General features: G+C 47.2%; 6 protein-coding genes. 5 read left to right on the top strand and 1 reads right to left on the bottom strand.

What is annotated here, in order from left to right:
- On the bottom strand, positions 1-3589 hold a 3589-nt coding region (locus tag DXZ20_RS00745), incomplete at its 3' end, for an AAA family ATPase (protein ID WP_250565536.1).
- 164 nt (positions 3590-3753) lie between these two features.
- Between DXZ20_RS00745 and DXZ20_RS00740 the strand changes: the two genes are divergently transcribed.
- The 5 genes from DXZ20_RS00740 to DXZ20_RS00720 all read left to right on the top strand — a co-directional run.
- Complete coding sequence (locus tag DXZ20_RS00740; RefSeq protein WP_163661775.1) at positions 3754-4026, top strand: hypothetical protein; 273 nt, start codon at positions 3754-3756, stop codon at positions 4024-4026.
- A gap of 108 nt (positions 4027-4134) precedes the next feature.
- Positions 4135-4848: a peptidylprolyl isomerase gene (locus tag DXZ20_RS00735; protein ID WP_163695701.1), complete on the top strand. Its 714-nt coding sequence runs from the start codon at positions 4135-4137 to the stop codon at positions 4846-4848.
- Between the two features lie 68 nt (positions 4849-4916).
- Positions 4917-8165: an ATP-binding protein gene (locus DXZ20_RS00730; RefSeq protein ID WP_163695698.1), complete on the top strand. Its 3249-nt coding sequence runs from the start codon at positions 4917-4919 to the stop codon at positions 8163-8165.
- A 312-nt stretch (positions 8166-8477) separates the two neighbouring features.
- Positions 8478-9449: a class I SAM-dependent methyltransferase gene (locus tag DXZ20_RS00725; protein WP_250565535.1), complete on the top strand. Its 972-nt coding sequence runs from the start codon at positions 8478-8480 to the stop codon at positions 9447-9449.
- 426 nt (positions 9450-9875) lie between these two features.
- The coding region (locus DXZ20_RS00720; RefSeq protein WP_348918530.1) for an aminotransferase class III-fold pyridoxal phosphate-dependent enzyme at positions 9876-12033 on the top strand (2158 nt) is incomplete at its 3' end.

Below are 12033 nucleotides of genomic sequence, written 5' to 3'. Positions count from 1 at the left end.
CTGGATAAAGTTGGATCAGAATAAGGGAGGTGTACAGGTTGAGTTCAGCATTGGAAATCACCCCCAGAATATAACTTTGCAGTTCCCTGGCTTGTCGGGCATAGTCCAGGGCTAGCTCAAACTCCCTGTCCATATAGCCCATAATGGCTTTGAGAATGTAGTAGCGGCAGAGGCCACTAAAACTTTTGTGGTCTGTACAGGCTTGAATATAGGATGTTTCCACTGCTGCGGGTAACTGAGCCAGGTCGTCCTCCGCAGAGACTTCAGCTGGGGCCTCTGCCAAAGGAGTTAATAACTGCTGGAGAACTAACTCATATCCCCGTAGCGCATCGATAGCCCACTGATTCTTGACCTGGCGACAGAACGCTAGGGCATCTTGCAAATCCACCATTAAGGCTTCCAGGTTTTTGCCCTGAAAGAACAAATTGGAAATGCGATAGCTGATGGTGTAGCCCACATATTGCAGTTCACCGGATTCTAAACCTACCTGTGCCCCGGTTTGGTTGATGTCGTCGGCCTCTTTGACAGGTTTGACCCATGAGTGCACAAAGTTACTCAAAATAAAGCAGGCCCGCGATTTCTGAGTTAAATTGTTATATCGTTCACTCAGTCTGAGAGATACTAAGCAGGACTCATAGCTGGCTTCATAGTTACCTAAGACTGAGCCCAGCAGCGTGCCATAGTTGGAATAGCCATAGCACGACTCAGCTACATTGCCATGGTCTAAAAACAGGTTAATGGACAGAACAACGACGATTTGCCAGGCAGCCTGGTTATAACGATAGGCTGCTGACCCAATATTAGAAAGGATTTTAACCGCGAGCTGTTGCTCAGGATCAACAATTTCAGGCAGCTCTAGCAGTGACGCCAGGGGACGATCGTCCAAACGGGCCTGAAGATGGTTGCAGCTTTGGGTAAAGGCTGCTGAAAAATTCTCTTGGGGAAAGTCAATGTTAAACAGCTGTAGTGCCTGCCGACCGTAATCCAGTGCCTGGGCATACTCAGTTTTAAGGGTGGACTGAATTACCAGTAGGTTATATGCCTCAGCTCGGTCCATGACCGTTTGAGCTTGGGTTAAAACAATTTCCAACAGTTGATGGGAGATGTCAAAATTACCCAGAAGGTACTCCACTTCTGCCTGGGCTTGATGCAGCGCCAGAGTCAAGGAATAGTGATTATTCCAGCAATTGTCTGGTAAACAATCTAGCCCCACATCAAGATAGGTGTGGGCAGCGTCGTAGGCAGTAGCATCTTTGGACTTTTGAGCCACCTTTAAATTGAGTTCAGCCAGCTTCAATGGAAAGCCTGTATCGGTATTGTGTCTGCGGCCAATGTTGAGGTGATCAGCAACATCAAACAGGGTATCACTCCAGTCTCCTGCTGGAACCGTATGCCATAGCAGTTGGCCAATGGACAGGTGTTGCTGTTGCCGCTGGCTGTCGCTCATGGTGTCATAGGCAGCCTGCTGCACCCGATCATGTAAAAATCGGTATTCTTGAATCAGTAAATTGGCATCTGTTTGTGATGTGGTTAAAATCAGTCCGGCCTGGACAGCCACCATCAGGTCTGGGGCAATATCTGTATCTGGTTTGCGCTCAAGAACAGCCAAGGTTTTCAGGTCAAATTGGGTCCCTACACAAGCGGCTAGACAGAGCAGCTGCTGAGTGGCTTGAGGTAGCTTTTTCAGCTTGACCAACATTAGCTCTACGACATTGTCGGTAATGTCTTGAGCTTGAACCTGTTGAATATCCCATTGCCAATGACACTGTTGCCTATCAAAGTAAACCAGGTTTTCGGCAGCAAGGGTTTTGAGAAACTCGTTTACAAAAAAGGGATTACCGTTGGTTTTTTGGGTGATTAGCTGGGCAAGGATATCAACAGCTGTCAGATCGCAGCGGAATGTATCCGATAACAGGGACTGGATATGCTGGTGGGTCAGGGGGTGGAGAGCCAGGTGGCGAGGGTTAACACCTTCCTCCTTCAAGGCCTTGAGCACCATCATCCAGGGATGTGTGGGACTGACTTCATTATCCCGATAGGCCCCAATAAACAGATGGGACTTCATTTTAGGATTGGTCAAAATCAGTTGGATCAGCTGGAGGCTTGCCGCATCAGCCCACTGTAAGTCATCCAGAAAAATTACCAGGGGGTGGGTGGGATCGCTAAAGACTTGAACAAAGCGTTGGAAAACTAAATTAAAGCGATTACGGGTTTCTGTTGCCCCCAGCTTAGGGACAACGGGCTGAGGGCCAACGACCAACTCTAAATCTGGAATCACATCCACAATCACCTGACCACTGTTTCCCAAGGCCTGCAGCAGTTTTAGTTTCCAAGATTGCAGCCGCTCTTGATCCTCAGTCAGTAATAACCGTATCAGGTTGCTAAATGCATCCACTACAGCAGCGTAGGGGGTATTTCGCTGCACCTGGTTAAACTTACCGGAGATAAAATATCCCTTCTTCTCAGTAATAGGTTTATAAACTTCCTGAACCAGGACCGATTTCCCAATGCCTGAATGCCCCGTGACCAACAACAACTCGGTCTTTTCTGCCGTGGCTACCTGGTTAAAGATTTCGAGCAACTGGTTAATTTCAGCTGCACGACCATAGAGTCTTTGGGGAATTTTGAGCTGGTGGGGATAATCCTGACTGGCCAGGCTAAACTGTTCTACAGTTCCCTCGGTTTCTAACTGGTGTAAACACCGCTGCAAGTCTGCCTGAATACCCTGGGCACTTTGGTAACGCTCTTCAGCTGTTTTACTCAGCAGCTTTAGAACAATGTCTGAAATAACCGTGGGTATATCCGGTCGTTTTTCTTGTAAACAGGGTGGGGATTGAGCTAAATGTTGATGGAGGACTTCTAAGGGATCGTCGGCATAAAACGGTACGGTTTGAGTTAACAGTTCGTAGAAGGTCACCCCCAGAGAATAAAAGTCTGTGCGATAGTCCAATAGCCGGTTCATCCGACCCGTTTGTTCAGGGGAAATATAGGCCAGGGTGCCTTCTAATACATTTGGACTTTCTAACCGGACACTGGTTTGGGGTACCTGGGTGGCGAGACCAAAATCGATCAGCTTTAACTCTTGTGAGATCTCATTGAAAACAATGTTAGAGGGATTAATGTCCTTATGGATCACATTGGCTCTGTGAATGTATCCTAATGCCTGGGTGATTTTGATGGCAATGGTGAGAAACTGGTTTATGGCCATGGCCCCACCATGAAGCAGATTTTTGAGGGACTTACCGCCAAAGTCCTCTAGAACAATAACAAGAGTTTTTTCATGGGATTCTAATCCATAGGCTTGAACAATATATTCATTGCCAGCTGATGTTTCGTTTTCTGTGGAAGGGGACAGGTTTGTCCCAAAGTTGGCCTCCCCAGGAAAGGCAAGATGTTGCAAGATGCTATATTCCTGGCGGAAACGTGCTAAAGCCTTTGAGGACGGATAATTGTTTTTAAGCTGTTTGATAATGACAGTCTGTCCCTGGGTCAAACCGTTTCCCTCCGACAGCACAGTTCCTCGATACACCAGGGACTGTGTACTTTCGTAAATCTTATTTTGAATGTGATATTGAGATGATTGAAGCAACTGAGCCAATCTCCGTCACATTTTGAGGGATAGCTAAGATCATACTGAATTTTCCTAACCTTTTCTGGTCAAACACCTGAACTTTTCGGGATTTTTTCTGCTTGCTATCACCGCAATACTTGAGTCATCTCAAACGATTGGCTATGCGGTAAGGGGCTTAAGTGATGCAGACTATTATCCCGATAACGTCGTCATTAAGAACTCAGAACTTGACTCGCTCTGCTATCTCGATAACGACATCATTAAGAACTCAGAACTTGACTCGCTCTGCCCATGGCCGTTCTGGTTCATGGAAATGGAAGCAACTTATGACTGGTTTGACCCTGTGGGCATTAGGCGAAGTTCTTTTAGGAGCGGCTGGGTTAGATGACTTGGCAGACTATAGCGAATTTCTATCTGATCGCTATGAGATTGTCCTATTAGCCAAAGCGTTTTGAAAAACCTGAATTTAAACCTGAATAAACCTGAACTTTTCGGTATTTTTTTTGCTGTAGCTTTCCGCGATATTGGACCTTGTCCATGGCATTTTCTCAGGAGGCACTGCTATGAATACAACCTTGCAATTTGATGCCCAAGCCCTTAGTACGATGGATTTGGTACCGTTACTCAAACGCTACCAACTGCTGCCGCAATTACAGCGAGATCTGGTCATTGATCAAGCGATCGCATCCATTCAACTCACACCTGACGATATTAGAATTGCCTGTCAGCAGTTTGACATGCGATATAACTTATTTTCAGTAGAAGACCAGCAGGCATTTTGTCGTCAACGAGGGCTGGTGCCAGACGAATTAGAAGCCTTAGCCATTCGTCAGTTTAAGGTCCAACGATTTAAAGAGAATAAATGGGCGCATCAGCTAGGGTCTTTGTATGCCAAACGTAAACATGATTTTGACCAGGTGATCTATTCGCTCATTCGTACCCGTGATAGCAGTCTGGCCCAAGACATCTATTTTCGCATTCAGAAAAACGAAGATACCTTTGCTAACCTGGCAAAAACCTACTCTAAAGGGTCATCAGCTGAAGTGGGTGGTTTAGTGGGGCCTGTGTCTCTGATGCAGCCTCATCGTGCTATTGCGCGACTGTTGTCAGTGAGTCAAGTAGGTCAGCTATGGTTTCCCATTCCCATTGGCGAATGGTTTGTTATCTTGCGGCTGGAAGAGCGGGTGTCTGCCGAATTAAACGATGGCTTGAAACAGCGTTTACTGGATGAATGCTTTGACACCTGGTTGGCAGCACAGATGAAAGGTATGACCTAAATCATGCGAGTCGCACTATCCTTAAACGAAATCCAATGGACTAGATAAGCGTTATTGTCTCTAGATTCATGCGCCATTTTCAAAACGCTAAGCTCAGTCTTCGTCAGGCCCTGGTGGTGTCGTTTGTTGTGCAACTTATGGCAGCAGTCGGATTGACAAGCTGGTTAGCATTTCGTAATGCTCAGAAGTCAGTGGATGATCTGGTCAAGCAGATCAGTGATGAGGTGACTACAGGGGTGGAAACCCATGTCAAAACCTTTGCTGATACTCCTCACCAGTTTTTACAACTCAATGTGGCGGCAATTGAGGCGGGGTATTTTGATTTGACCGACTACGATGCTATGGCCCGCTACTTTTGGGAGCAGATCCAAATCTCTGAAGCCGTTCCCTATGTTTATTTTGGTAATCCTGATGGAGAGTTTGTCGGTATATGGCGTGAGAATCAGGTTCTCACCACCTTAAGAATCAAAGATCAGCGCACAGTCCCTAACCGAGAGATTTATCAGTTAGATCAGCAGGGCGATCGCAAAACGTTACTCAATCAGGATGGGTTTGATCCAAGAACACGCCCCTGGTATCAAGCAGCCGTGGCGGCTGGGCAGTCTACATGGTCCCCAATTTACGTATTTGCGAATCCTCCCCGTTTGGGGATTACCCATGCTGTACCCGTAGTGGCGGACCAGCTGTTAGGGGTGCTGGCGGTGGATTTGACACTATCTAACATCAGCGACTTTTTACGACAGCTGAATGTCAGTGACAATGGCCAGGTCTTTATTGTTGAACGTTCAGGGAATATTGTTGCCAGTTCGGTACCAGAACCTCCGTTTCTAAAGGTAAATCGACAAGAGGAACGACTGGCGGCAATAAAGAGCCGCCATCCCTTAATTCATGCCGCTACCGAAGATTTATTGCAGCGGTTTGACAGTTTTGAACACATTACAACCAGTCAGCGGTTTACGTTTAAGCTAGATGGCCAGCGGCAATTTTTACAGGTCACTCCAATTCAAGATGGCCGTGGGCTGGACTGGCTGATGGTGGTGGTGATTCCCAAGGCAGACTTTACGGCCCAGATTGATACAAATACTCGTAATACGTTGGTTTTGTGTGCGATCGCACTGGCCGTCGCTATCCTCTCTGGCATTGCCACTGCCCGATGGATTACGGCCCCAGTAATGGCCATGGCCCAAGCCTCAGAAAAACTAGCTCAAGGAGATTTAGAGCAGCAAATAGTCCCCAGCCCCATTGCCGATATTGATACCCTGGCCGGAGCCTTTAATAAAATGGCCAGTCAGCTCAAGGATTCTTTTGAGGCACTGCAGCAGAGTGAAACCACTAATCGTGCCATTGTTGAAGCCATTCCTGATCTGCTTATCCATGCAAAGAGAGATGGCACCTATTTAGAAATTGTTAGTTACAATCGCTTGCAACGGGTTTATGGTGTAACCAAATTTTTGCCTGGTAACACGGTGGATGAATCATTACCATCTGATTTGGCTAAAAAAAGAATGCATCATATTCAGCAGGCATTACAAACAGGAGAACTGCAAGTCTACGAACACCGCATGATTTTGGATGGTCAGATCCAGGATGAAGAGGTGCGTATCTCAGGGTTAGGAGATGATGAGGTGCTGATCATGGTGCGTGATATCAGTGCTCGCAAACAGGCCGAAGAAGCGTTGGCCCAGGCAAACCAGGTATTGGAACAAAAGGTAGCCAAACGTACTGAATCCCTTGCCCAAAGCCAGCAAACATTAGCAAAAAGTAACCAAGAACTGAGGGCAACGTTGCAAACTCTTAGAGCCACTCAAGTAGAACTTCAACAGGCTAAGGAAAAAGCAGAAAGTGCAAACCGAGCCAAATCAGAATTTTTGGCCAATATGAGTCATGAACTCCGCACCCCTCTCAATAGCATTATTGGCTTCACCCAAATTCTTGGCAAAGACACATCCTTTAAGCCTGAGCAGCAGCAGCGTCTAACTATTATCAACCGCAGCGGTGAGCATTTACTGTCCTTGATCAACAATATTTTGGAAATGTCCAAAATTGAGGCAGGGCAAATTGTGCTCAATGCTAAATATTGTGATTTGCATGAAACTCTCAGAGACATTCAAGGGATGTTTTGTCTCAAAGTGCAAGAAAAAGGGTTGCAGTTTCGCATAGAACCTGATGCTAGTCTACCCCAGCATATCTATGTTGATGAAGGGAAGCTACGGCAAATCTTGATTAACTTAGTCGGCAATGCGGTGAAATTTACTGAAAAAGGAACCGTGACCTTAAAGGCTAGTGTGGATAGTGCTCAACAGCCTACTTTGCACTTAGATATAGAAGACTCGGGGCCTGGTATTCCTAAGGAGGATTTAGAACAGTTATTCGTTCCCTTTGAACAAACTACTGCAGGACATAAGATTAAGCAGGGCAGTGGCTTAGGGCTATCGATTACAGATAAATTTGTCAATCTCATGGGAGGAAAGATAACGGCCAGCAGTACCGTTGGTTTAGGCACCTGTTTTCAGGTGTCTTTGCCAATTGAGATTGCTGACAGTGAGTCTTTCCCGGTGCAACGTTACACCGAGAAGGTGGTCGGTTTAGTGCCAGATCAACCTGACTATCGCATGTTGATTGTGGATGATGAACCGGATAATTGTTTGGTCATGTTAGATTTGCTCAGACCGGTTGGCCTTTCGGTCCGAAAGGCAAGTAATGGGCAAGAGGCGATAGAAACCTGGAAAGAGTGGCAGCCCCACTTGATCTGGATGGATTTGAGAATGCCTGAGATGGATGGCTATGAAGCGACTCGTTGGATTCGAGAAGAGGCAGAAAAAGCAGAGGCAGAGGAAGTCGAGAGAGATAATTCAAAACTCAAAACTCAAAACTCAAAATCTCCGATAATTATTGCCCTGACAGCCAGCGTATTCGAAGGTAAGCAGGAATTAATGCGTCAGGCTGGGTTTGATGACTTTGTGCTCAAGCCGTTTCAAGAAGAGAGTATTTGGAAAAAGATTAGTGAACATTTGGGAGCTGAGTTTGTCTATGACTCGGTCAGTGTTCCCCCTAATTTGACTAACGCTACAACGCCTGAACCTGTTACCACTGATGAGCTAGCAGCAGCGCTAAAAGCTATGCCTACTGAGTGGGTGAGCGAGCTAAAACAGGCAGCTAGCTCCCTTAAGGGTAAACGGGTAAAACAGCTACTTAGTGAGATATCAGTGACGTCCAATGGTGCTTTAAATAAAAGGGGAAATGCTATTGTTGCTCGCTTCAATGCCTTAGTTGAGAATTATCAGTTTGATGAGATTATTAGCTTACTAGAGACTTAGGGCTGTTAAGAAACAAGTTCAGGATTTGGATGCAGCAACTTATACTCTTACCGCGCGGCAGTAAATTTTTTCTCTTTAGTTATGCTGGCAGATTTTTGCTCCTGCTCCTGAAGTTTTTGATACCCATTGATTAGATGTGAGCTATTCACCCCATTCAACTAATTTCGAGCACTTATTTTCATGACACCTGAATAAACCTGAACCTTCTCCTAAATAAACCTGAACAAAACGGAATTTTTTTCGCCGATTTTTTTTGCCATAGTTAGATCATCACAACAAAACCTACACACAATATCCTAGGAGCCAAACACCATGATTAGTAAGACTATGACTAATAAGACTATCTCCTTTCAAAAGCAGACTCCTGCCTGGGCTGGAGATACTTGGCTATCTCATTTTGTTAATCGGTTAATCGGTACCAAGCCATTATATGCCTTAATGAAACAGCAAGCCCGACAAGTATTGATTAAAAAGGCAGAGAGAAAAGGAATTCCATGGCGTGAGACAGTTCAGACATTGGTAACCTCTGATGTAAAAAAATGGTTACCTCAGTTGAACAATCCTACTGTTACCTATCCTGACTATTATCAGGCCCCTTTTCACGCTTATGCCAAAGGAAACTTATGTTGGATTGCAGCGTTTGAAACGGAACCAGCTACCTACGCCATGCCATTACGAATTTGGCCAGCTTTGAGTTGGGAGGCAGCCCAGGCAAAGCTACGCACTAATATTCATCAAGTTCTCGATCAATATGGCCCAAATGATGTCAAAAATCTCCTTGATGTGGGTTGTTCGATCGGCATTTCCACTCAATATCTCCATCAGCACTACACCCAACGCCAAAACCACGCAGTTCGCACTGTCGGTTTAGATCTCTCCCCTTATATGTTGTCTGTAGCAAAATATCGCGATACCAACAATGAAATTGCCGAATGGCGTCATGCTCAGGCAGAGGAAACAGGCTTACCTAATGCCTCTTTTGATTTAGTATCGCTACAGTACGTTATCCACGAACTGCCTCGCAAGGCAACCCAGAAAATTTGCCAGGAAGCCTTTCGTCTATTGCGTAAGGGAGGCAGCATAGCCCTGGTGGACATCGATCCTAAGTCTCCCCATATTCAGAATTTGAATCCCATTTTGTCAACCCTTATGAAGAGTACCGAACCCTGGAGTGACGACTACTATACCTTTGATATAGAAACTGCTTTGAAGCAGATCGGGTTTAATGCTGTAATCACTAAGGCTTGTAATCCTCGCCATAGAATCATCATTGCTACAAAATAAAAGGGCTATCAAATAAGATTTCAAGTAGCTTAGCAAGCAAAATCAATTAAATTCCACACACCTCACTGGGCCATAGCATCAGAGAACCTCTGAATCCTTCAGTCAATACCCAATCAGTCCACTCCACAGTGATCGCAGACACAAACCAAGGAAACTTGATGGTTGTGTAAGCAGACAGTGGGCTTATCCTGCAAAGGGGTTAGTGTGCCACTGCCCGGCGTACAGTGGATTCACAGACAAACTATTGCATAACGTCCTATCTCGAACCTTATATCGTCTAAGAGTTAGGTAAGTAGACAGAACCCTGTATTACTTTGGGTGCGGCTCTTTCAAAGTAAAATTTTGTCATGAAGAATATGGACTCCAGTAGGTTCTGGTATGTATTAGGAAGTCAGAGTATAGAGACAACTCTATGACACACAGCCCGTGTTTCGACGCATCTTAGATGAGTGCGATGCTGCCTTGCAATCTGAGCTAGACCCGTCGCTCCTGACAGTATTGTTTACGGAAACAGAAGAGCAGGCAAACAGACTACACCAAACAGCGTATACCCAGCCCGCCCTATTTGCTTTGGAATATGCCCTTAGTGAACTGTGGCGGAGCTGGGGGATTGTCCCCACGGTTGTTCTAGGCCATAGCCTGGGAGAATATGCTGCTGCCTGTGCGGCGGGGTGCTTAAGCTGGACAGATGGGCTGCGGCTTGTGACCCTGCGTTCTCGTCTGATGCAACAGTTGCCGCTAGATGGCACCATGGCCGCCGTATTTGCTGCACCTGAACAACTACAGCCCTTAATAGAGACCTTAGATGGGGTGGAAATTGCTGTCATCAACGGACCCGGCAACACCGTCATCTCTGGTAACAAAACAGCTGTGGACTCCGTCTTAAAAATTCTTGCTGATCAGGGGATTCGTACCCGCCCCCTACCTGTTTCTCACGCCTTTCATTCGACGTTAATGGAGCCAATGCTCGCGGAATTCGCAACATTTGCCCAAACCCTGACCTATGCATCCCCAAAAATCCCGCTAATTTCTAATTTGACGGGCCAGCCGTTAACAGCGGCCCCAGATGCCGATTACTGGTGTCAACAGCTGCGCCGACCGGTTCAGTTTGCCACTGGTTTAAAGACCTTGCTGGCCCAACGCCCTAATCTATGGCTTGAAATTGGGCCACAGCCCACGCTGCTAGGAATCGCACAGCGCAGTTTTTCTGAAGCTACCAAACCTTGGCTGCCCTCCCTGGTGCCGAAGCAAGATGACGAATGCGTGATGCTAAAAACCCTCAGTCAACTAGCTGTTCGAGGGTTTACCGTCGATTGGGCCGCTATCAATCAAACCCAGGGGCAGCGGATTGCCCTACCCACCTATCCTTTTCAACGCCAGTCCTATTGGTTTATGCCGACATCTCCCACACCACCTACCCCCACGGACACCGCCAAGGTCCTAGTACCGTCCAACCCCGTTGCCCAGGTACAGACAGAATTAAAAACGCTGGTGGCCAAGCTGCTAAAGATCTCGCCAGACGCTGTTGATTCGCAAGCGCCGTTCCTGGAAATGGGCGCTGATTCTATCGTGCTGATTGAAGCTGTTCAGGCCATTGAAGCCCGCTTTGGTGTGACGGTCACCATTCGGCAATTCTTTGAAGATCTACAGACTCTAGAGGCGTTATCTAACTTTATCGCTCAGCAAACGGCAGATGGGACCAACCGTAATTCCGATCATAGTCCCAACAGTAGTACTGGGACGCCCGCAGCGACCGACTCTCCCCCACTCAATAACCAAGGACCGCTCACTGTAACAACAGCGTTTTCAGACATGTCTGTGGGGACGAGTCCTGTGGTTGCTACCACGGGCTTAGAGCAGATTGTGTCACAACAGATGCAGCTAATGACGCAACAGATTGAGCTGCTGCGTCATGCCCAGCAAGGCACCCAAATGCCAGCCACGGTCTCTCCAGCCATGGTCTCTCCAGCCATGGCTTCTCCAGCCACGGTTTCTCCACCACGGCCCCCGCAACGACCGGCCCCGCCACATGTCTCCTCTCCACCCCCCACAACAGTATCCGCAGCTCATCAGTCCCTAACTGAATCACAGCAGCACTATCTCCACACATTTATTCAGCGCTACACCCAGCGCACGGCTGAGTCAAAACGTCGTAAGCAGACTAGCCATCCCTATTTAGCCGATAGTCGTGCCTGTGCCGGATTTCGGCCCTCCATCAAAGAGATGCTCTATCCCATTGTGGGTACCCGAGCTGAAGGGGCTCGACTGTGGGATATCGATGGCAACGAATACATCGACATCACCATGGGGTTTGGAGTCTATCTATTTGGTCACCGCCCCGACTTTGTTCAGCAAGCGATCGCAACCCAGCTACAGCGCGGCATTCAAATCGGTCCCCAGGCAGAACTAGCGGGAGATGTGGCCAAACTCATCCATGAACTGACGGGCATGGAACGGGTCACCTTTACCCAGTCCGGCTCAGAGGCCGTGATGACGGCTCTACGGTTAGCCCGCACGGCCACGCAACGCCGTCTCATTGTCAGATTTGAGAACGCTTACCACGGTCACTTTGACGGAGTCCTAG

This window comes from Adonisia turfae CCMR0081 (assembly GCF_011009555.1).
GTDB lineage: Bacteria > Cyanobacteriota > Cyanobacteriia > Phormidesmidales > Phormidesmidaceae > Leptothoe > Leptothoe turfae.
Note: the sequence above shows the minus strand (reverse complement) of the source record. Positions and strands in the feature narration are given on the sequence as shown.

Bases quoted from the DNA above. Each gene is read 5' to 3' on its own strand.
- DXZ20_RS00730 (WP_163695698.1), top strand. From the start codon at position 4,917: ATGCGCCATTTTCAAAACGCTAAGCTCAGTCTTCGTCAGGCCCTGGTG.
- DXZ20_RS00740 (WP_163661775.1), top strand. From the start codon at position 3,754: ATGCAGACTATTATCCCGATAACGTCGTCATTAAGAACTCAGAACTTG.
- DXZ20_RS00735 (WP_163695701.1), top strand. From the start codon at position 4,135: ATGAATACAACCTTGCAATTTGATGCCCAAGCCCTTAGTACGATGGAT.
- DXZ20_RS00725 (WP_250565535.1), top strand. From the start codon at position 8,478: ATGATTAGTAAGACTATGACTAATAAGACTATCTCCTTTCAAAAGCAG.